Consider the following 22,061-nt stretch of genomic DNA (forward strand, 5'->3'; position numbering starts at 1 on the left):
GGTTTAAACTCATCGAAAATTAGTTGAGCATCATAAGTACCATAATAATCTCCTACTCCAGCGTGATCTCTGCCGACAATAAAATGAGTACAGCCATAGTTTTTACGAATTAAAGCATGAAAAATGGCTTCTCTAGGACCAGCATAACGCATAGCTGAAGGATTAATCGCTAAAATTACTCGATTTTGAGGAAAATAATTTTCTACCATAATCTCATAACAGCGCATCCGTACATCGGCAGGAATATCATCGCTTTTTGTGACACCAACGAGAGGATGTAAAAATAAACCATCAACAATTTCTAAAGCACATTTAATGATATACTCATGCGCGCGGTGAATAGGATTACGAGTTTGAAAACCCACCACTGTTTTCCAACCCCTATCGACAAACATTTTACGAGATTGTGCCGGATCTAGTTGATAATCAGGAAATAAAGGGTGAGAATCTCTTTGTAGTAACCAAATAGGTCCTGCTAAATTAATTTCTCCTTGCTCATATACTACTTTAACCCCAGGATGCTGTTCTTCATCAGTACGATAGACGTTAATTGCCTCGTGAGCTTTATTATAGCGGTATTTATGAGTAAGTTCTAAAACCCCGACAAATCTACCATGAGAATCATCTAAACGCACCCAACTACCTTCTTTTAACGGTTCTGCTACTTCTTCAGTTACAGATAATGTTATAGGAACTGACCAAGGAAGTCCACTCATCAAGCGCATTTCTTCTACTACTCTCTCGTAATCGTCTTGTCCCATAAAACCATTAAGAGGACTAAAACCACCAATAGCAATCATCACAAGATCTGAGGTTGCCCTTTCGTCTAATTGTACTCTCGGCAATTTATCTTTCTGTGCTATAAATTCATCTCTTTCGGCAAGGGTTGCAATTCTATTAACTAAATGCCCTCCGTGGGGTGAGATCGTTTCTATAATTTTACTCATATATATTTATTAATAATCTCTCACATTTATCGTATCAAGCAATGGGATAATTAGGAATTAGTTAATGAGGAATTAGGAATAAGAAGGTAGGGTGAGCAATCTCATAAGGGCAGGTTTTTAACATTGGATGAAGCAGACAAGGGAGATTAGGTGACTAGAAGACTAGAAGACTAGAAGACATAAGAAAAATTTTCTTTTTAGGGATTCTTGTAGTATAGTCAACGAACTTGTTTTATTTTTAGGAGTTTTAAAATCAATTATTAGACACGAGTGCAAAATAAAAATTAAAATCTATTTAAGGTGAGGAATCATCAATTTTAATAACCATTGCAAGAGTGCCCATTGCCCATTGCCGCGACTTGGTGCAGAAGTCTATTGTCAGCAATGAGCTCTTCTCTTTTCCCAAATCCGCTGCCCTAACCGATAATTTATGATAGAGGTACAAGATCTAAGTTAAAAATTTATTTCAAAAAAGTTTAATGACAGTATTTGCAAGATATTACTCATTACCGATTACTCAATTATGGGGGTAAGCCATTTTTTGTAAATCAATCTCTTGATCAAATTCATCCGCCGTAAGATAACCTAATTCTAAAGTCGCCTGTTTAAGAGTTAGATGTTTTTTATGGGCAAGATGTGCGATTTTCGAGGCTTTATCATAGCCAATTTTAGGACTTAACGCCGTTACTAACATCAAGGATTGATTAACTAATTCTTCAATACGTTGAAGATTCGGTTTCATGTCTTTAACCGTAAAATCGGTAAAATTATTACAGCTATCCCCTAAAATTTTGATGGATTGCAAAACGTTATATACCATCATTGGCTTATAAACATTCATATTTAAAATACCACTAGCACCGGCAAAACTTACTGCCGAATCATAGCCCATTACTTGCACTGCAACCATTGCCAAGGCTTCACATTGAGTAGGGTTAACTTTACCCGGCATTATAGATGATCCGGGCTCATTTTCTGGTAATTCTAACTCATTAAATCCCGCTCTAGGGCCACAAGCCAATAGTCGAATATCGTTGGCGATTTTATATAATGAACAAGCAAGGGTTTTTAAGGTTGAGCTTAACATTACCATAGCATCATGAGAACCCATGACGGTAAACTTATTAGGGGCGGTAATAAAAGGTAAATTGGTTAATTGGGCGATGTGATGGGCAGATTTTTCGGCAAAACCGATGGGTGCATTTATACCTGTGCCTAATGCTGTGCCACCTAAAGCTAATTGATAAATGTCAGGCAAGGCTTGATTAATTCTCGTTAAATTATCATCTAACATCCCAACATAGCCTGAAAATTCCTGTCCTAAACTTAAAGGTACAGCATCTTGTAAGTGAGTTCTACCAATTTTAATAATTTCTTTCCATGCTTCAGCTTTTTCCTCTAAAGCATTTCTTAATTTTGTCACTTTGGGCATTAAACGTTCATGAATGGCGATCGCCACAGCAATATTCATAGCAGTAGGAAAGGCATCATTAGAAGATTGTGACTTATTGACATCATCGTTAGGGTGAATGGGGTTTTTACTGCCTAACTCCCCTCCGACAATTTCAATGGCACGATTAGCGATAACCTCATTTACATTCATATTTGACTGCGTACCACTTCCTGTCATCCAAACATATAACGGAAAATGGTCATTTAATTTACCTGTCAAAATTTCATCGGCAACTTGCGTAATTAATTGAGCTTTTTCTGAGGATAATACTCCCAACTCGTTATTTGCCATAGCAGAGGCTTTTTTAACGATAGCAAGAGCTTTTATTACCTCTAAAGGCATCTTATCTTCACCTATAGAAAAATAATGTATTGAGCGTTGAGTTTGTGCTCCCCAATAGCGATCGCTTTCTACCTCAACTTCTCCCATACTATCCTTTTCAATACGAGTATTGGAATTGTTTATTTCAGTCATAAAATTTTTAAGAGGAATAACGATCAATTATTTTAGTTCAATTTATTAAACCTATCGCAAAGTCCAGTAAAATAATAAAAAGAAATAATTTCACAACCTTAATCTTGTTTTAAATTATCTTAATTACCATTAAATTTTAACCAACTAAAAATTATTTCCGCTGTTAACTTTAACCCTTCAATTCCTTCTAAAACAGGTAAGATATTCTCTTCTTGATAAAGTTCTATTTTTTGTTCAGGAAACACTACGAAAATAGCTTCTTCATCAGGATTTATTAACCAACTTAATTCTGTACCTTGCCTTGAACAATGTAACAATTTTGCTAATACTTGCGTTAAACTCTGTTCTGGTGATAAAATCTCGATCGCCCAATCGGGATAAGTCTCAAAACGATTAACAATTCTTCCCTTCTCGTCAAGAGGTATTCTTCCCCAACGAATAACTGCTATATCAGGTACAATACTTTTATCATCAAAAGTACACCTTAATTCTGGAAAAGCACAAGCTATTTTATTTTCCCTTACTAGCAAATTAATAGTTTCGCAAAGTCGTCCTTGGATTAAGCTATGTTGGCATTGAGGCATAGGTTTTTGATAAATTTCTCCGTCAATCAATTCCGATGCATGTTTTGTTTCCTTAAGTGTTAAGAAATCTTCTAAAGTTAATTCAGTTTTGGGTTTCGTAGCTATGATCATCAGAAACTAAGTCACAATAAAAATAAAATATTTACCGATTATAGCATTATATTTATGAATGATTATCTCTTATTAATTCAGAAAGTAATTTAATCTTGTATTAATCAAAATGCTTTTGTATAATAATATAAAATAATAATAACTTAGTAAATAAGAATAATATTTATCATGAAAATTAACGAAGTAATACAAAAACAAACATCTGATCAAGAAAATTTAGCAAATTTAATTTTAATAATAAAGAAAGATTGTGAATTAAAAGATATTCAAAGCGATTTAATAAAAGAAAAAGATATTTTAAATTTGAATTTAATTATTAAAAAAAACGAATTAAATCAACAAATAATCAATAATATTGTTAGTAAAATTAAGGATTTTAACTTAAAAGATTGTACTTTATTAAAAATAAAGATAAAAAACTTAGAAACAAATAATTATGATTTTCACAGTGAAATTAAATTGGTTGATTGTACCATCAAAGAAACTGGTATTGTTGAGACTAAAACACCAAAAACTTTTTTCAGTGGATGGTCAAATAAAATAAAAAACGAAGCAAATAAAATAATGACTGATACAATATCTGAAGGGAATAAAACTGTTTTACAAGTATCTAATGAAACTAGAAAAATCATTACAGATAAAATAGTCGAAACAAGTCAAATAATTATACAAAATACTACAGAAGCTACTGGCATAATCTCGACAACAACTTCTGATGTCGGTAAAAAGTTGACAGAAACTACTTGTAAAATGGGAGAGACTTTGACAACTACGGCTAACGAAACCACAAAAAAAATAAATGAAACGGCTGAAGGGATAAATAAAACTTTTACAGAAACAACACAAAAAGTCTTTCAAGAATTAGATAAAGCAACGGAATTTATTGCAAATAGTCCTTTATTGACTAAAGTTATAGAACAAATAGATTTAGAAAAAGCTGAAGAAGCATTAATTGCACTGAAAACAAAATATCCTGAAGATTCACCTAATCAAATTGCACAAAAATTAATGCAACAAAAAGCAATTTTTGCCGGTGGTACTGGATTTGCTTCTAGTATGTTACCCGGTGCCGCAATGGCTTTTTTAGCTTTAGATTTAGCTGCAGTAGCCGCTTTACAAGCTGAAATGTTGTTTCAAATTGCCGGAGCTTACGGAATGAATTTAAAAGCACCTCAAAGAAAAAAAGAAATTCTAACTATTTTTGGTATTGCGTTAGGTGGCACTCATGCCGCTAGTGCTGGATTAAACATTTTAAGGACAACTCCAGCATTAGGTGCTGTTATTGGTGCAAGTTCAAATGTAGCTATGACTTATGCTATAGGTTATTCTGCTTGTCGCTTTTATGAAAATTTAATTTTAAATGGAAATAATACACAAAATTTAATTGCTTCGGCTTTGGAAAGTGATCTTTTTTTAGAAGGTGCTATTTCTCAAGAAAAAATTATGGATCAAATTTTATTTTTTTTCATTCTAGCGGAAAATTCTCATAAAAATTGGACGGAAATTGAATCACAATTAAATATACTTAATTTTTCTTCTGAATCTATTTCTAATTTAAAAGAAGTTAATATTTCTGAAACTAATTTAGATAATTTACTAGATAAAATAGATCCTAATTTTATTTTACCCTTATATTCACAGTGTGAAAAAATACTGGAAACAAATGGAGAAAATATTAATTATACACAACTTGAAATTATCAACAAAATTAAAGAAAAAATAACACTAAACACCTCGAATATTAATAACTAAAAATAATTTAGTTTGAACTTTTTAAATAAGATAACTAAGTAACATTAATTATAGCTTTATCTTCTATAGGCTTTTCAAATTAAGAAGATTAGGGATAAATTCTTTACTACAAATATAAAGGTTTATTCTTACTAATTATTTTAGTCCGCCCGATCGAATGATACTAACAATTAACCATAATCCGAGTAAACTAGCAACAGCAAAAAGAATATTACTCAATAAAATTAATTGCCCTGTAGTTGCTCCTGTAGAAATAATAGCAGCACCCATAATTAATGAGCCAACCACCACACTAAATGATAATCTATTAGCAGAATCGTCTAAACTGCGCCTTAATCCTTCTAATTCTTTGATGCGAATATTCCACAGAAATGTCTCTGAGCTTAAACGATCTAGTATTACATCTATTTGACGGGGCGATCGCAAAGAAATGGATTTTAAATCTAAAACTGTCCGAAAAAGTGTTTGAAAAGGAGTATCACCAAGAAATTGACGGCGAAAAAGATCCGTGATAAGGGGTTTAATTTCTTCCAAGAGATTGATTTGAGGGTTAAATTTACGAGCTACACCTTCTAAATTGGCTAAACTTTTGGCAAATAATCCCATATTACCTGGTAGTTTAATTTTATTATTTCGAGCAACTTCCAAAACTTCGTAAAAAACTTCACTGAAATTTAATTGCGAAAGACTGAGATTATAATATTTTCTCAACATCTTCTGATAGTCATTTTCTAGTTGAGATAAATTTGTGTTGGCAGTGTTACTATCTGATAATTCAAGGGTTAATTGGGCGCATCTTTGAGCATCAATATCAACAATAGCAAGTAACATTTCTGTTAATAATTGTTGAGTGCGAGGATCTAATCTGCCAATCATACCACAATCTATAATGCCTAATTTTTCTTCATCCAAGTAGAATATATTACCCGGATGAGGATCAGCATGAAAGAAACCATCTATAAATATTTGTTGAAAAAAGGCTCTAAATAATAAAGTGCTTACTTCTTGACGTTTATTGCTAGTATCAGGAATATTAGCTGATAAAATTGGTTTACCATCTAACCATTCCATCAATAAGACTTTTTCAGTGGTATATTGCCAATATATTTTAGGAATGACTAATTGTTCTGTTTCAAACCAACTACTATTACTTAAATTTAAACGTAATTTTTCAGTGTAATTACCTTCTTGACGAAAATCTAACTCAGCAAGTACTGCTTTAGTAAAATCATCAGCTAAATTAACAAAATCATAATCATTACCAAAATCTGTTAAAGCAATAATTTCTGCAATACCTTTGATTAAGATACTATCTTGATTAACTATACGATCAATATTCGGGCGTTGTACTTTGATAGCTACTTCTTCCCCTGATATTAGCCTACCTCGATGGATTTGAGCGATCGATCCTGCCGCCACTGGATTAGGATCAATAGTACTAAAAATAGTTTCTAAGGGTTGCTTCAATTGTTCTCTCAACGTTCCTTCGATTAAACTCCATGCTACAGGTGGTACTTGAGCTTGAAGAGCGGTTAAGGCTTCAATGTATTGTGGTGGTAATAAATCAGGACGAGTACTTAGTAATTGACCAAATTTTACATAAAATGGGCCTAATTGTACCAAAATTTTACGCAATACTTCTGGAGGAGGAAGTTGTGGTTTATCCGATTTCCCCCTAGTAAGGATGCCTCGCATATAATCCCAACCATTACCTAAGACGATTTCGACAATTTCTCTTTGTCGTGAGCTAGTTTTAGTTAAAGAAAACATAATTTAGTGCTTTTAGGAATGAGGAATTAAGATAGTTATTCCATAATAATTAATTATTACTTATTATTTATTACTTGTTACTTCTCCTCATCAATAATTTTATAGTTCACTCAAGTATTTTGCCGATTTTCCCAACGAAATAATAAAATCATCAGGGTAATTACTCCTAATTGAATTAATAAATTAGGAATATTATTAGTAACATTTTTTCCAGCAATTATTTGGATAAAAAAAATAAAAGCACCGATAGCTCCTGATGCACCAATACCAAAATAAATAAATTTTCTTAATCCCTTATAAGGAGCTTCGGCTTCAGCTTTTAAATAGGCATATTTTTCTTGATCTAAATTATTTTTGTTATTATTATTTTGAATATTTTTAAAATTATTATTCATGTTTTATGGAAGCTGTTTATTACTAATTAATAAGTTGTTGTTATTTAACTTTTTTTGATGATAAAATGTTGCTTAATCATATCCCAAAAAGTTCCGTCCCAATAATCATAATGACCGATAATTAGGTTATCTTTCAATTTTAACTCACTTCTACCAGAAACACAGATAAAAGGTTGCCAAGGTAAAGGGCTATTCCATGACATTGTCCAACGGGTATCTATTTGATTGTTATTGTGTTTAATTTCATGTAGTTCTAAATGTAAATTATTAAACCATTTTTTGAGAAAAGCAATCATTTTTTGATATTTTTTTAAGCCATAAAAGTTATAAATAGGATCTTTAAAATGTACATTTTCATCATAAATACTATAAGTTTGATTTTCAGGAAATTGTTGATAGTCTTGTTTAATTATTTCTGTTAAATTCATGATTTTATGGTAAGTAATTTAATTTTTTTGTTTTAATTATTGGTAGTTTTATTATTGTATCCATGATCAGGATTTATTTAAAAGTGCAACTCTTGAGTATTACTTTTTTCTATTTCTAAAATAATTTTTGGTTTTAATTCCTCTAAATCCTGTTTAAGTTTTTTTCTACTAACAATTGCCTCTTCATTATGTTTTACGCTTATCATACTACTAACAGAAGCCCATTGTTTTAAATTTGTTCGTTGTTTAAGCATGACTTTAAAAGATAAAAAATCTTGACAGTTTTGAGGTTTTTCAAGACTAAAAAAAAGTAAAAAATATTCTTTAGAATCACTTAATAGATTAACAACTTGTTGACCAATATTACTTTTTAAATCTAAATAACAAGGTAGCCAACGAGCACCATTTTCATGGCTATATAATACTGTTAACCATAAAATCATAGGATGAGGATAACTTTGAAATAAAAATTGATTGTAACGAATATTATTTTTTCTTTTTTTAATATCTTCTTTCTCTAACATAGTGCAAATAGTTGGTAAAATGTTTGTTTCATAGGTAATTATGCGAGGATAAACAATCTTTTGAATGGGTTTATTTTTAGCCCATTTACTCTGTAATAAAAATTTATCTAATGTTAATTTTGATTGATTTTCAAATTCATTTGCTGCAAAAAAATTAGATGAAATATTTTTATTATTTAGATTTATTTGTCGAACAATAAATTCTAACTTTTGGATGATTTCACCCACACTTTGAGGACGATTAATAGGAGATTTTTCCAGACAACGTAAAATTAATTTTTCTAAGTCTATAGGAATATTTAATTCAGGAGAAAAATTAGCTGGTATTTTTTCTGTATGTGCTTTATACCACTCACCAGAAGAGTCTATTTCTAAATTCCAAGGATATTTTTTACTCAACATTAAATACATCACCATGCCTAAACTATATATATCCGAGCGGTTATCTAAGTCGTTTCCTTGTAGTTGCTCTGGCGAACAATACCTAGGAGTACCCATGAAGTTTTCTTCTTTCTTGTTGTCATCTTTAACTAATTTGGCAATCCCAAAATCTAATACTTTAATCTGTTGTTTTCCTGTCTCTGTTTCTATAACAAAAATATTACTAGGCTTGAGATCTCGATGAATAACAGGGCAAATTTCCCCTTCAAAAAAAATACCGTTATGAGCGGTTTCCATCGCACGACAAATTTGACGAGCTAATTCCAGAAATTGAGTCAAGGATATATCATGAATATCAATAATATCACCGAGATTCTCACCATTAAGATATTCCATCACATAAAAAGGCACTTGATTTTCATCCAAACCATAATCAGTAACTTTGACAATATTTTCACTTCTCTCAGAAAGTAAAGCACTTATGGTTGCTTCACGTTGAAACTTTTTAATCATTTTTATGTCATCTAAGGCACGGGAGAGGATTTTAATGGCGACATTTTGCCTTTTAGTAGCAATATCTTCTGCCCGATATACAATACCCATTGCACCCTCTCCGATTACCTCTTTTAGTTGGTAACGTTGAACTAATAGTTTTTCTTTTGATAAATCACCCTTATTCATACTAGATTTAGATGGTTTTGTTTTTTATTATAGAGTTTTCTTAGTTTTCCCTGATTATGGTTTTTCCTGTCACTGTAAATATATTAATTTTAATAAAGCCTATTTTATATATTAAACATTGATCATAATTAGGAAAATTGAGGGATAAATCCCTTACTACAAACCAATTAAAAATATTTAACCAAAAATATTATATATTTTTAGGAAAAGTTGATCACTTAATTATCAATTATATTCTCAATTTATCAATAATTTTTTTACTATGAAAGTTTTAATCGCTGAATTTGACTTATTCCACAAAATTGGAGGAGGGCAAACATTTTATCGTAATCTTATCGAAAGGAATCCTAACATTGAATTTTATTATTTGATAATTGATGAAAAAGTTAATCATTTTCGTCCTAAAAATGCCCAAGTGTTTCTCTATAAACAGCAATATGTTAAATCAGATTTAAAGGGTTTAAAATCTATTTTACCCTTAGAAAAAATTGTTCGCCCTTTTTTAATTTCTAGTAATATTGGTTATTCAGTAAAAGGTTTTGATTTTGATATAATTGATTATCCTGATTATGAACAATATGGACTTTTTTTAGCTTCAGCTTTGAGTTATCATCAAGTAAAATTCGAGAAAATAGTTATTTCTTTACACGGTATTGTTTCTCAAAGTTTAAGACATGATTGGGTAATAAATAAGGAATATATTGATAATTTAGAATTTGTTGAAAATTTACAATATAAAATTGCGGATATTCGTTACGGTATTAGTAAAAAATATCTGGAGTGGTGGCAAAAAAGAAGCCTTCTTTCTAACTATTATTTCTCTCCTTTAAATTTTCTTAATTTTACTCCAAAAGTCAATTACAAACCATCGATAACAAAACCCAGTTTAAATTTTATTGGCAGAAAAGAAAAAGGAAAAGGTGTCGATATTTTTGTTAATTTAGTTAGTTTTTTACCTAAAAATCTTTATAATCAAGCTAATATCATTGGTGGTAATACGGAAACCTTAGACAGGAAAACAGGAGAATTTTATTTACAAGAAATGTTAGCTTTACGTCTGAGTCAAATAAATATATTATCATCGATGAATCCTGCTGAATTGCAAGAAAGTTTTGCTCTCAATTCTATAACAGTTTTACCTTCCCGATTTGATACTTTAAATTTAGTTGCTTTAGAATCATTATTAGCAGGTTGCCCAACTATAATTAGTAAAAATGCGGGAGTTTGTCGTTTTTTAGAAGATAATTTTCCTGATATACCTTTTATTAAATTAGATGTGGATAACTTTTATGCCTGTTTACCAAAAATTGTTGAACTTTTAAACAACTATGACAATTATCGTCTTAATTTACAGGAAAAAATTATTAACTTTTCTCGTGAAATTAATCAAGAAGAATTAACTTTAGTTGATATTTATAATCAATCTAGTAATTTTGAGGAAGAAATTAGCAAAAAATCTGCTCAATGGTATAATGAGTTAATTAGTTATTGCCACAAAAGACAATATTGGGGAAAATTGCAACTTATTCAAATCACTAAAGAGATAGTTAATCAAGGAAAAAGTACCATAGATGAGATAAAATTAAAAGTTAAAGAGAGAAAAAATATTGTCACGAGTCAATTAATTAAGAGTATCTTCTTTTCCTCCGAATATAAGAGGATTTTTAATTTGTCAGAAACATCAGCAACAGAAATTGACGAGAAAATTAACCAATTTAAAAATCTAAGTCATCCCCTTAAATCTTCCTCTGATGAAAAAGTTAATAAACTCAAAACTGGATATTATATAAATCGTCTAAAAATTTGGCAAGAAATTACTCGACTTGAAAAAATTAGGGGTAATTATTTATTATCAGCTACTTATGATATAAGAATTATTCGTCTTCTTAATCAAGATAAATTTCATCAACTAGAAACTGTTAGTCAAATTTTAAATAATCATAATTTTTCCGAAGAGTCATCTTTGCTAAAGTTACTCTATTCATGGGATAAAAATTCTCCTCAATTAATTTATCAATATCTGTTAAATAATTATCAACATCTGCTTAATTATCAAGAAAAATCCTACGAATTTATTAAAGATTATCGCCAAAAGAAAAATTATCGAGTTTCAATCATCGTTTCGTTATATAATGCAGAAAGTAAAATCGGGCGTTTTTTGTCAGTTTTAGCCCAACAAACTATATGTCAAAAACAAGAAGCTGAAATAATCTTAATTGATAGTGGTTCACGCCAACAAGAATACGGAGTTTTTCAACAACTTTTACCAACTTTAAATTTACCCATTGTTTACGCTAGAAGTGAGGAAAGGGAAACTATCCAAAGTGCATGGAATCGAGGCATTCTCTTATCTCAATCTCCTTACATAACTTTTTTGGGTGTTGACGAAATGATAACTGCTGATGGTTTAGAAATTTTAGCGGCTAAACTTGATCAAAATCATAACTTAGATTGGGTAGTCGGTCATAGTTTGGTAACAGAAGTTGACGAAAAGGGTAACTGGCTTCGAGATTTGATGGGGTATAACCGCCGTAATTTTACTCAAGATTTAGTTTACCTTGACACCTGCTATTTAACTTATGTGGGAGGATTATATCGAAAAAATCTGCATTATCGTTTCGGTTTTTATGATGAGAATTTTCGAGGCGCCGGAGATACGGAATTTAAAAATAGAGTTTTACCTCATATCCATTATGAATTAGTGGATAATGTTTGGGGTATTTTTTGGAATTATCCTGACAATCGCACTACCCAAAGCCCACTAGCTGAAATTGAGGATATAAAAGCATGGTATTTATATCGTAGTCTTGGGGGAATAAAATACATTTTTAATAATCAAGACACATCTAGAGTTGAAAAATTATTATTATCTTGTCTCAACTATAGAAAAACTTTTTTAAATGATAATAGTACCGATTTTGATTTAGCTTATCAATTAATTTTATGGTTAGAGGAAAATTGTCCTCAATCTCCTTTTTTACAATTCGCACCGGGAGTAAAAAAAATTCGTGAAAGTTATCAAAATTTAGAATATATTGATGACAAAATTTCTATTACTCAGCAATTATTTAAAACTCAAAAAATAATGCAAAAAATAAGTTATTATCACGAACAAATAGCCAAAAATTTAACAATAAATAATATTAATTTTAATTATCAAATTTTTAACGATAATCGTTATCAACAACATTCACTTCTATGGTAAGCTAAGACGCATTAAACTTACATTTTTTATTAATTCTTAAGAACGCAAAGGGCTTAAGCCCGTTGTTACTCCTTATCTTGACTCAATCCCCCATTGGGTATCACTGATTTAACTTGATGAGTGATTATCTCAATATGTTGAATCAGGGAGAGAGTATATGACTGAAAGTAATTCTCTGCAACGTGGTGAAATATGGTTAGGGAATCTTAATCCCACTAAAGATTCTGAACAAGCGGGGATTCGTCCTGTTATAATTTTTCAGAATGAAGTTGTTTCTCGTTTTTCTACTACAGTTATAACGATACCTCTAACAACTAATCAAAGTCGAGCTAGTTTGCCTATTTGTCTGAAAATTGAGAAAGGTAATGGAGGATTAGCCGAAGATTCTGTAGCTTTATGTTATCAAATAAGAGTACTTGATAAAACTCGTTTAATTCGTCTTTTAGGGAAACTTGAGTCTGAGACTTAACTTAAGTTGGTGTCAAGTATCCTCATCAGTAAACCTAGATGCTTTCCTAGCACTAATTTAAGAGCTTTAGATTTATTGAGCCACTTCTATTTTATAGTGGAAATATTATTGTTTTTAATTTGATTAGCAATAATGGTTCTTTCTCCGTATTGTAGTAAATTTTCAAGAGTGATTAGGCGATTCATCCAGGTATCTAATTGTAAGGGTTGTTGTTGTTTATATTTTCCTAAATAATTAGGTAATTTCATTTTGAGGGAAGATAGTTCTTTTTGCGCTATGATTAAATTATTAGAAGTGGGATTTTGCGCTAAATTTTTGAGGCGATCGCCTAATTGATCAGCTTGTTGTGACCATTCTTTCAGAAAACGAGGATCAATAGTCATTTGATGATTTAATAACATAAAATTCCATTCTTTTTGTAACGCCTCATAACGAGAAACGGCGCTTTGAAATGGTTGACGATGGGGTAAAGGTTCTTTCATTTCAGTTGAGTTACCTTGAGTTTGTTTGAACATTGTGCCTAAAGCCGGATTAAAATTCTCGGCGGCAAATAAGGCAAAACCCCCAGAAGGCATATTACGAACTGATTGCATTTGATCAAAGGCTTCGGCATTGGGTACATTTAGTAAACGAATACCGGGGATAATTAAACTAGAATTTTTAGCAGAAAATTCATATACAGATTTAGTGCGATCTTCAAAACTACCAGTATGTAGGGCATAAGTCATTAATAACATCATATCCACATAACCTTGATCAATCCAATCTTCCCAATTTTGTTGCAACACAGATAAACGCTCACGTCGTTCGATAGGAAATACGGCAGTAGAGATCACTAAATTAGGACGTTTAGCTTTGAGTCGCTGTGAACTTTCTGACACAAAACTGGTGATTTGACGAATGCGAAAACCAGTCCATTGACTCCATAGGGGAGAAGAAGGTTTAATATTTTTAGGATCAATACCATAGGTTTGTTTAAATAATTCTTGACTGACATTAGTGTAACCAAATTGTTGCTTAGTAATTCCATCTTGAAAAGGATAACGAATATAGTCTAATTGAATACCATCTACATCATAATTAGTCGCAATTTCTTCTAATAAAGCTAATAGATAATTTCTGACTTGGGGATTTGCTGGATCAAAAAATGCTTTTTTAAAGCCCGGAGTACGATTAAATACTGCACCATTTTGATCTTTTAAAACCCAACTAGGATTACGAGACAATACAGGACCTAAATAATTTTCAGGTTGTCCTAAAATACGATTATGCCCTTGATTTGCCGCCGCAAAAATCCACGCCCAAGCGTGTAATTCCATGCCCCTTTCATGGGCTAATTCAATGGAGGCTTGCAGGGGATCCCATCCTTTTGTCATGGGGTTTTGCTCTGGTGCTACTCTGCTAGGATAAATAGGATAACTAGAGTTAACAGTCTCCAAAAATACTGTATTAATTCCTGATTCTGCCATGCGATCGAATAAAGGGGCAAGATCTTGTTTTGACTTAGCTTTGACAATTGTACCTCTATCTACCCACATGGCTCTTACTTCTGGTTGAGCAAAATGGCGATCGACAGGATAACTATCCCATAAATTACGACGGGCATCTAACCATATTTGTCGAGCTTGACTATAATTTTGTAAGGCTAAAGTGGGAAAATCTTGAAGTACTTGTCGAGCATTAGCAATGGCTTCTGAGGCTTTATTGTTACTAAAACTTTGATTACTTTTATTTTCTTTATTTGTTACATTTGATTTAGGAGGATTTTTCAGCATATAATCAGCAACCGCAGTCATCGGAGTATTATATCGAACTTGTTTTGCTTCTACTGTAATTAAAGTACTTTCCACACGATGAATTAAATCCTCTAACTCTCGTTTCATTTGCTCAATTTCTTTTTGAGAAGGGCGATTAAAAGGTAAAGATGCTTGTTGAATAGGGGTAGTTGTAATCGAAGGAGAAGATATAGGCTTAAGATCAGATGCTAAAGGCAGATTTTCAGCGGAAATAGGAGTGGTAAAAAGAATAGCTACTAAAAATAACAATTTATCAAGGTTTTTGGCTAAACTTAGGGTTTTAGAGTTAATCATGGTGTTAATTACAATAAATGAAAATTATAGACATTAAGAAATATTAAATAATAATTAATCAATCATACCAACTCTTGGTAATTAAGAGTTAGGAGTGAGGAATTAAAAGAAATTTAATTGTCAACTATCAATGATTAATTTTCTCGATTGTGAACTGTTAATTGTTATAAAATATCCCCCTATAATGGATATAAAGAACAGTTAGTTAATTAAGGAAACAATTGTGGTTGCAACTTCAGAAAGAATCATCGATACCAACTCCTCAGAAAATTCCCACGATAAAGTAGCCGTATTATTAATGGGATACGGGGAAGTAGAAAGTTATGAAGACTTTGCTAATTATAACGAACAGGCTTTGAATCTTTTAACGGCAAAATTTGCCCCTGTGCCAACGTGGATATATCCTCCCATTGCTAAATTATTGGCAATGTTTGATTTACATGAATGGAGTCATCAACACGGTAATTTTATCTCTCCTCATAATGGTATTTTTGAGCATCAACGCCATAATATAGAACATCATCTTAGACATACATGGGGCGATCGAGTTAAAGTATTTAAAGCCTTCAATTTTTGTGCGCCGTATTTACCTCATCAAGTATTAAAGCAAATTCAAGGAGAAGGTTTTGATAAAATATTGATTTATCCTTTATTAGTAGTAGATTCTATTTTTACCAGTGGTATAGCCGTAGAACAAGTTAACCAAGCCTTAGCTAAAACAGAGAATTTAGAAGAACATTGGATTAAATCGATGGCTTATCTACCTTCTTTTTATAATGAACCGAAATATATTGATTTATTAGCAAAATTGGTGGAAAAAGAAATAAATCACCGTTTAAGTTCGGCTTATTTACCGTCTCAAATTGGTATAGTTTTAATGAATCACGGTTGTCCTCATGAGGCTAAAGGTTTTACCTCTGGTATTGATGAAAGCCAAAAATTATATGATTTAGTCAGAGAAAAACTGATTAATCGTTTCCCTTTAATTTCTGTCGGTTGGTTAAACCATCAAACACCATTGATAAAATGGACTCAACCTAATGCTGAATTAGCAGGTAGAAATTTGATCGAATTAGGGGCAAAAGCCTTAGTATTTATGCCGATAGGCTTCGCTACTGAGAATCACGAAACTTTGTTAGACGTTGAGCATATTATCGAAGGTTTACAAAAAAAATATCCGAGTGTCAACTATGTACAAATGGAGTGCGTTAATGATAACGATGAATTTTGTGCTATGGCAGCAGAATGGGCAAATCCATTGATTGAATCTTTACTAACAGAATCAGCAATGGTAATTAATCCTAGTCTTGCTAAAGGTAGTCATAGTCATGGGCATCATCATCATAGTCATGAGCATCATCATCATTAAATAAAAAGTAATAAGTAATAAGTAATAAGCGACAGAGTTTATAATTTTGAGGAATGACTCTTGTTAATTATCTGTTTTTCAATCAGTTTGATTTACTAAATCTTGAGTTATTTTTTCTGTTTTTCTTTTTGCCCTGCATTGAAATTAAATGAGACGTATCTAAGTTAACTATTCCTGATTCCGTAACTCCGCAACTCCTACCCTCACCAAAAAACTATGAGGCAACCCCTAATTATAAAATCCTAATTTTTAATTATTACTGCGTTTAAACCAATATTTTTTAAAGAATTAGATACCCCTTGGGCTGTATCTGAATGAGTAAAAACACCCACTTGCAACATTTGTTCTCCTCTTAAATTTGTACGAAAGGCTTCAGGATAAAGAGATCTTACTTGAGATTCTTGTGCTGAATTATTGATCTTTACTAAAACTTTATGAATACTGTTATTAGTTATACTTAAAGATGATGCTTGATTTATAGAAGTGGTAGCTGTGACAGTTGAAGTATTAAAATTATTTTCAGGTGGTGTAGAGAAAACTAAAATTTCATTTAAACTTCTTCTTCTACCTAAGTTGGGAGTAGTTTGTTGAGGAGAAGATGTGTTAATATTTTCATCATTATTGGGGTTATTATTGGGAGAGGAAAAAGCATTCGGACTTAAATTGATCGATCTTGGAGTTGTGTTGATATTATTAGAAGGTTTGATTGTTTTTGTCTCTAATAAATTCGGTTGATTATCGTTAGGAGTTTGATCAAAAGGTGATATTGAGTCGGATACAGTAGTTATTTTTCCTTGTATTTTTTCATTATCTGGTGAATTTTGATTAATCTCGTTATTTATATTCGGCTTACGGTAAGGTTCTGATAAAGGTGGAATTTGTGGTAACGTTTGATTAGATTTAATTAAATTTCCTGAAACAACGGCAGGAGGTTGAGGAGTTGGATTTCCTTTAATTAATATTTCTCCTATGGTGTTATTTTGATTTCCCGTTGGTAGTAGTTTATTTTTATTAGATGAATTAGTTTTAATTGATTCTCCGTTAATTGGCAATGGTTCAAAGTTTGAATCGTTATAAGGATCAACTATTATTTCTGTATTAGCTGATACAATAGCACTCTGACCTGTGAATAAAGTAATGAAAGGAGATACTAAAAAACTGCTCAATCCTAACAATAAATGTAACCGAAAACGAGGTAATTTAGAATTTAAAATAGGAGTATTTTTTTTCATAATCATAATTTTAGCGGTACAGATTTTAATGATAGCAAAGGAATATAGCAATTATCTTCAGTTATGCTAGAAAACTTTAATACCACAAAAGATAAAGCTGATTCTCTTAAATATCCGTTGAAAAAGGAGATTTCAATTTAGGGATAATTTTTTTAACTTAGATAAAAATTAATGATTTTAGTTTAATAATATAACTCATCAAAAATAGAATGGAGATATTAATCTATTGAGTTTTAAGATATTGTAAAAATTCAATTAATTCTTCATCTGATAATAAATGACGAGATTTTTTGCCATAAGTTTCCAGAAGGTATTTTTTACCTTGATCTTGTGTCCATTCTAACCGCTTCATTTCAATGCTAGTTTGATCTATAATTTGCGAAAAATCTATGGTATCACCTAAGTCAGCTAAAGATAAAGTTGTTTCTGAGGAAGAATTTTCTTCTTGTGATTCCATCGGAAATAAAATTAAGTTATTGTCGAAATTATCTTGAGAATGATCATTATTTTCTTTAATTGATTTGCTTTCAAACAGATTCAATGTTTCCGCATTTTCTGGAGATTTAATATTTAGGAAAAGTTCAGAGGAATTTTCTTCTTTATAATCATCGTTATTGGTCAAATTATCAAGAGAAATTTCATCATCATTTATTGTCATATTCGCCTCATCTTCTGGCGGGGAAGGAGTATTCTTTTCTCCTACATCAATATAATTTGGTGAGATGAGTTTTTCTTCCGTTTTAATTGATTTTACACTGGTTTTTATCTTTGTGGCCTCTTTTTTAGGGGATTGAGTCTTTAAAGAAACATCAACATTTGATATTTTAGGAGAAGATTTAACATCGCTAATTTGAGCAGGGGTTTCAACTACGTTTATATTTAACATCTTATTAACCAATGCGATCGCCCTTTTTCTAGCAGAATCTTCAGCTTTTTCTACTGTATCTTCTCCAGCTAATGCTGAACCTAAAATAGTACCATCACTATATATTGAAACTTTAACGATGTATTTTCCATGATCTGTCGTTACAAAGTCACTGATTAATACTAATGGTTTAATGGTCATAATCTAAAAAGAATAATTTAATTTTAAGTATCAATACAATTATACTAGCTATTTTTCAAATTATAAACAAAATTAAGTTTTACTAAACTTGAGAAAAAAGCACAAAAATCATCTTAACCATTTATGCTAATTTATTAACGATAAGATAATTATAAAATATCAAAAATTAATGAAAATAGTTGTTACTGGTGCAACCGGTTTTATCGGTAAAAAATTAGTCGAAAAATTAGCCCAAGACAATCAAATTATCATCTTAACCGGTAATGTTGATCAAGCTAAATCAGTATTTTCTCCCAGTATTTACCCTAATTTAGAGTTTGTCAATTATACTCCGAAACAATCAGGTAATTGGCAAAATAAAATTAACGGTTGCAATGCTGTTATTAACCTTGCCGGTGCCCCCATTGCCGAAAGGTGGAGTGATTCTTATAAACAGGAAATTCTTGATAGTAGGCAGTTAGGCACTAGATTTATTGTAGAGGCGATCGCCAAATCTAGTCAAAAACCTCAAATATTAATTAATGCTGGAGCTATTGGGTTTTACGGTACAAGTGAAACTGAAACTTATACAGAAATTAGTCCTGGGGGAAAAGATTTTTTAGCTCAAGTTTGTCAAGCATGGGAAACTGAAGCGGCAAAAGTAAAAGAAACGGGAGTTAGATTAGTAATTTTTCGTTTTGGGATAGTTTTAGGTAATGGAGGAGCTTTAGCTAAAATGATACCACCTTTTAAACTCTTTGCCGGAGGTCCTATTGGTGATGGTAAACAGTGGTTTTCATGGATTCATCGAGATGACGTGATAGAGATGATTATTCAAGCTCTGAATGATAGTAATATTAATGGTATTTTTAACGCCACTGCACCTTATCCTGTTACCATGAATCAATTATGTGAAACTTTAGGAAGAGTAATCAAACGCCCCTCATGGCTTCCGGTGCCGGGTTTTGCTTTAGAATTACTCTTGGGTGATGGAGCAAAAGTAGTTTTAGAAGGACAAAAAGTGTTACCCCAAAAAACAATGGAAGTAATGAACTATAATTTTCGTTATCCAAATCTTAAACCGGCATTAGAGCAAATTATCACCCAGGAATTTTAATAAGGATAAAAACCATTAAAAATATTGCCTATTTTCTATCCTCACCAAAACAGTTTTTGACGCAACCTCTAGTTAAATAAGTTTAAATCTGTGACTGCACCTAAACTACTAGAAGATACTAATTTTGCATATTTACCTAAAACTCCCCGACGGTAACGAGGTTGAGGAGGTTGCCATTGGCTTCGACGTTGGGCTAATTCTACCTCTGAAATGTTGATTTGTAATAGTTTTTCATGGGCATCAATGGTTATACTATCCCCTTCTTTAACTAAAGCAATATTACCACCAACTGCCGCTTCTGGTGCAACATGGCCTACTACTAAACCATAAGTTCCACCGGAAAAACGTCCATCGGTAATTAAACCTACTTTATCCCCTAAACCAGCACCAATGATAGCGGAAGTGGGGGCTAACATTTCACGCATACCCGGTCCACCTACAGGCCCTTCATAACGTACAATTACCACATCTCCAGCTTGAATTTTACCGTCTAAAATGGCGGCTAAACATTCTTCTTCTGATTCAAAAACCCTTGCTGGGCCTGTTATTTTTGGGTTTTTAACGCCACTAATTTTGGCAACTGCTCCTTCACTAGCTAAATTACCCTTTAGAATAGCTAAATGTCCTTCTTTATATAGAGGATTATTCCATGGACGAATTATATCTTGATTTGTCGGAGGATTTTCGGGAATCTCTGCTAAAACTTCTGCAACAGTTTTACCCGTAATGGTTAACGCATCACCATGTAATAAGCCGTTAACTAACAACATTTTCATAACTTGAGGTATTCCACCAGCGTTGTGTAAATCAACAGTAACATAACGTCCTGATGGTTTTAAGTCACAAATAACGGGAACTTTTTGACGGATGTTTTCAAAGTCATCTAAGGTTAATTCAACTCCAATGGTATTAGCGATCGCCAGTAAATGCAATACAGCATTAGTAGAACCTCCTACAGCCATGATGACAGAGATAGCATTTTCAAAGGCTTTACGGGTAAGGATTTGACTAGGTAAAATTTGTTGACGAATGGCTTCTACTAAAACATCGGCTGATTTTTCTGTGCTTTCTACTTTTTCTGCGTCTTCTGCTGCCATAGTCGAAGAATAAGGCAAACTCATACCCATAGCTTCAAATGCCGATGACATAGTATTAGCCGTAAACATTCCGCCACATGATCCTGACCCATTACAAGCATTTTTCTCAATGGCAGTTAATTCAGTTTCGTCAATTTTACCAGCACTATATTGTCCAACGGCTTCAAAAGAACTAACAACGGTTAAATCTTTACCGTTATGATGACCTGGTTTAATAGTACCACCATAGACGAAAATTCCGGGTATATTCATTCGAGCAATAGCAATCATCGCCCCTGGCATATTTTTATCACAACCACCAATAGCGATTACACCATCCATACTTTGACCAGTACAAGCGGTCTCGATGGAATCAGCGATGACATCTCTGGAAACTAAAGAGTATTTCATGCCTTCTGTACCCATAGAAATACCATCACTAATAGTAATAGTACCGAACATTTGAGGCATTCCTCCCGCTTTTTTTATACTGGCTTCGGCTTTTAAAGCCAATTCATTTAAGCCCATATTACAGGGAGTTATCGTACTATAACCATTGGCAACGCCGACAATAGGCTTGGTAAAATCGTTATCCCCAAAACCTACGGCTCTAAGCATAGCACGATTAGGTGATCGTTGTATTCCTTGAGTAATAGCTTTACTTTTTAAATTTTCTGTCATCTTATTTACAATACTAATATTATTTTTATTTTCTCATAATCTGTTATTTTAATAACTGAAGAACTATAGCAATCCTATTGCCCATTGCCTATTGCCCATTGCCCATTGCCTATTGCCCGAAGAATTTAGAATTTAGAAATAACTTGAGTTTGAGAGTTATTAACTACTATTTAATTTACCACAACCTATTTAGGACTGCTATAATTTAACGAAAAAACGATATTTTTAATTTTTCACAAGAGATTTAAACCTTTTACTCATTCGCAATTCCTAATTT

16 protein-coding genes are annotated in these 22,061 nt (G+C 32.0%); 5 read left to right on the forward strand and 11 right to left on the reverse strand.

Annotation, left to right across the window (positions count from 1 at the left end; genetic code table 11):
• From sat to FWJ34_RS06840, 3 genes are all read right to left on the reverse strand, one after another.
• Nucleotides 1-947: sulfate adenylyltransferase (sat, locus tag FWJ34_RS06830; protein ID WP_308254578.1), on the reverse strand; the 947-nt coding region annotated here is incomplete at its 3' end.
• Nucleotides 948-1,464: 517 nt separating this feature from the next.
• A complete protein-coding gene (fumC, locus tag FWJ34_RS06835; RefSeq protein WP_308254579.1) occupies nucleotides 1,465-2,874 on the reverse strand; it encodes a class II fumarate hydratase in 1,410 nt (469 codons plus the stop codon).
• A gap of 119 nt (nucleotides 2,875-2,993) precedes the next feature.
• Nucleotides 2,994-3,569, reverse strand: coding sequence for a Uma2 family endonuclease (locus FWJ34_RS06840; protein ID WP_308254580.1), 576 nt, complete (start codon nucleotides 3,567-3,569; stop codon nucleotides 2,994-2,996).
• A gap of 168 nt (nucleotides 3,570-3,737) precedes the next feature.
• Between FWJ34_RS06840 and FWJ34_RS06845 the strand changes: the two genes are divergently transcribed.
• On the forward strand, nucleotides 3,738-5,321 hold the full coding sequence (locus tag FWJ34_RS06845; protein ID WP_308254581.1) for an EcsC family protein: 1,584 nt from the start codon (nucleotides 3,738-3,740) through the stop codon (nucleotides 5,319-5,321).
• Nucleotides 5,322-5,456: 135 nt separating this feature from the next.
• On the opposite strand, the gene FWJ34_RS06850 is transcribed toward FWJ34_RS06845, so the two are convergent.
• The 4 genes from FWJ34_RS06850 to FWJ34_RS06865 form a co-directional block, all read right to left on the reverse strand.
• Nucleotides 5,457-7,091, reverse strand: a complete 1,635-nt coding sequence (locus FWJ34_RS06850; RefSeq protein ID WP_308254582.1) for an AarF/ABC1/UbiB kinase family protein — start codon at nucleotides 7,089-7,091, stop codon at nucleotides 5,457-5,459.
• A 110-nt stretch (nucleotides 7,092-7,201) separates the two neighbouring features.
• Nucleotides 7,202-7,486, reverse strand: a complete 285-nt coding sequence (locus FWJ34_RS06855) for a DUF3493 domain-containing protein (RefSeq protein WP_308254583.1) — start codon at nucleotides 7,484-7,486, stop codon at nucleotides 7,202-7,204.
• A 44-nt stretch (nucleotides 7,487-7,530) separates the two neighbouring features.
• Nucleotides 7,531-7,914, reverse strand: coding sequence for a DUF2358 domain-containing protein (locus FWJ34_RS06860; RefSeq protein ID WP_308254584.1), 384 nt, complete (start codon nucleotides 7,912-7,914; stop codon nucleotides 7,531-7,533).
• A 77-nt stretch (nucleotides 7,915-7,991) separates the two neighbouring features.
• A complete protein-coding gene (locus FWJ34_RS06865; RefSeq protein WP_308254585.1) occupies nucleotides 7,992-9,500 on the reverse strand; it encodes a serine/threonine-protein kinase in 1,509 nt (502 codons plus the stop codon).
• A 262-nt stretch (nucleotides 9,501-9,762) separates the two neighbouring features.
• On the opposite strand from FWJ34_RS06865, the gene FWJ34_RS06870 reads away from it, so the two are divergent.
• Nucleotides 9,763-12,705: a glycosyltransferase gene (locus tag FWJ34_RS06870; protein ID WP_308254586.1), complete on the forward strand. Its 2,943-nt coding sequence runs from the start codon at nucleotides 9,763-9,765 to the stop codon at nucleotides 12,703-12,705.
• Nucleotides 12,706-12,862: 157 nt separating this feature from the next.
• Entirely contained in the window at nucleotides 12,863-13,174 is a 312-nt protein-coding gene (locus FWJ34_RS06875; protein ID WP_308254587.1) for a type II toxin-antitoxin system PemK/MazF family toxin, read from the forward strand.
• Nucleotides 13,175-13,260: 86 nt separating this feature from the next.
• Here FWJ34_RS06875 and FWJ34_RS06880 read toward each other — a convergent pair whose 3' ends face one another.
• The gene (locus tag FWJ34_RS06880) at nucleotides 13,261-15,264 is read right to left on the reverse strand and encodes a family 10 glycosylhydrolase (RefSeq protein ID WP_308254588.1); all 2,004 of its coding nucleotides are present in this window, start codon (nucleotides 15,262-15,264) and stop codon (nucleotides 13,261-13,263) included.
• A 223-nt stretch (nucleotides 15,265-15,487) separates the two neighbouring features.
• Between FWJ34_RS06880 and FWJ34_RS06885 the strand changes: the two genes are divergently transcribed.
• Nucleotides 15,488-16,633, forward strand: a complete 1,146-nt coding sequence (locus tag FWJ34_RS06885; RefSeq protein ID WP_308254589.1) for a ferrochelatase — start codon at nucleotides 15,488-15,490, stop codon at nucleotides 16,631-16,633.
• 242 nt (nucleotides 16,634-16,875) lie between these two features.
• Here the strand turns inward: FWJ34_RS06885 and FWJ34_RS06890 are convergent, their stop codons facing one another.
• Both FWJ34_RS06890 and FWJ34_RS06895 read right to left on the reverse strand, forming a co-directional pair.
• On the reverse strand, nucleotides 16,876-17,865 hold the full coding sequence (locus FWJ34_RS06890; protein WP_308254590.1) for a hypothetical protein: 990 nt from the start codon (nucleotides 17,863-17,865) through the stop codon (nucleotides 16,876-16,878).
• A gap of 223 nt (nucleotides 17,866-18,088) precedes the next feature.
• Nucleotides 18,089-18,931 carry a hypothetical protein gene (locus FWJ34_RS06895; RefSeq protein ID WP_308254591.1) on the reverse strand — a complete coding sequence of 281 codons (843 nt, stop codon included), beginning with the start codon at nucleotides 18,929-18,931 and terminating at the stop codon, nucleotides 18,089-18,091.
• Nucleotides 18,932-19,100: 169 nt separating this feature from the next.
• Between FWJ34_RS06895 and FWJ34_RS06900 the strand changes: the two genes are divergently transcribed.
• Complete coding sequence (locus FWJ34_RS06900; RefSeq protein ID WP_308254592.1) at nucleotides 19,101-20,027, forward strand: TIGR01777 family oxidoreductase; 927 nt, start codon at nucleotides 19,101-19,103, stop codon at nucleotides 20,025-20,027.
• 68 nt (nucleotides 20,028-20,095) lie between these two features.
• On the opposite strand, the gene ilvD is transcribed toward FWJ34_RS06900, so the two are convergent.
• A complete protein-coding gene (ilvD, locus tag FWJ34_RS06905; RefSeq protein WP_308254593.1) occupies nucleotides 20,096-21,784 on the reverse strand; it encodes a dihydroxy-acid dehydratase in 1,689 nt (562 codons plus the stop codon).
• Nucleotides 21,785-22,061: the final 277 nt, after the last annotated feature.

Origin of the sequence: Geminocystis sp. GBBB08 (genome assembly GCF_016743215.1) — a bacterium.
Classification (GTDB): domain Bacteria; phylum Cyanobacteriota; class Cyanobacteriia; order Cyanobacteriales; family Cyanobacteriaceae; genus Geminocystis.

Coding starts and splice junctions, on each gene's coding strand:
- FWJ34_RS06850 (WP_308254582.1), bottom strand. CDS start 7,091: ATGTTTTCTTTAACTAAAACTAGCTCACGACAAAGAGAAATTGTCGAA.
- FWJ34_RS06890 (WP_308254590.1), bottom strand. CDS start 17,865: ATGAAAAAAAATACTCCTATTTTAAATTCTAAATTACCTCGTTTTCGG.
- FWJ34_RS06900 (WP_308254592.1), top strand. CDS start 19,101: ATGAAAATAGTTGTTACTGGTGCAACCGGTTTTATCGGTAAAAAATTA.
- FWJ34_RS06860 (WP_308254584.1), bottom strand. CDS start 7,914: ATGAATTTAACAGAAATAATTAAACAAGACTATCAACAATTTCCTGAA.
- FWJ34_RS06840 (WP_308254580.1), bottom strand. CDS start 3,569: ATGATCATAGCTACGAAACCCAAAACTGAATTAACTTTAGAAGATTTC.
- FWJ34_RS06875 (WP_308254587.1), top strand. CDS start 12,863: ATGACTGAAAGTAATTCTCTGCAACGTGGTGAAATATGGTTAGGGAAT.
- fumC (WP_308254579.1), bottom strand. CDS start 2,874: ATGACTGAAATAAACAATTCCAATACTCGTATTGAAAAGGATAGTATG.
- FWJ34_RS06845 (WP_308254581.1), top strand. CDS start 3,738: ATGAAAATTAACGAAGTAATACAAAAACAAACATCTGATCAAGAAAAT.
- FWJ34_RS06895 (WP_308254591.1), bottom strand. CDS start 18,931: ATGACCATTAAACCATTAGTATTAATCAGTGACTTTGTAACGACAGAT.
- FWJ34_RS06870 (WP_308254586.1), top strand. CDS start 9,763: ATGAAAGTTTTAATCGCTGAATTTGACTTATTCCACAAAATTGGAGGA.
- FWJ34_RS06855 (WP_308254583.1), bottom strand. CDS start 7,486: ATGAATAATAATTTTAAAAATATTCAAAATAATAATAACAAAAATAAT.
- FWJ34_RS06865 (WP_308254585.1), bottom strand. CDS start 9,500: ATGAATAAGGGTGATTTATCAAAAGAAAAACTATTAGTTCAACGTTAC.
- FWJ34_RS06880 (WP_308254588.1), bottom strand. CDS start 15,264: ATGATTAACTCTAAAACCCTAAGTTTAGCCAAAAACCTTGATAAATTG.
- ilvD (WP_308254593.1), bottom strand. CDS start 21,784: ATGACAGAAAATTTAAAAAGTAAAGCTATTACTCAAGGAATACAACGA.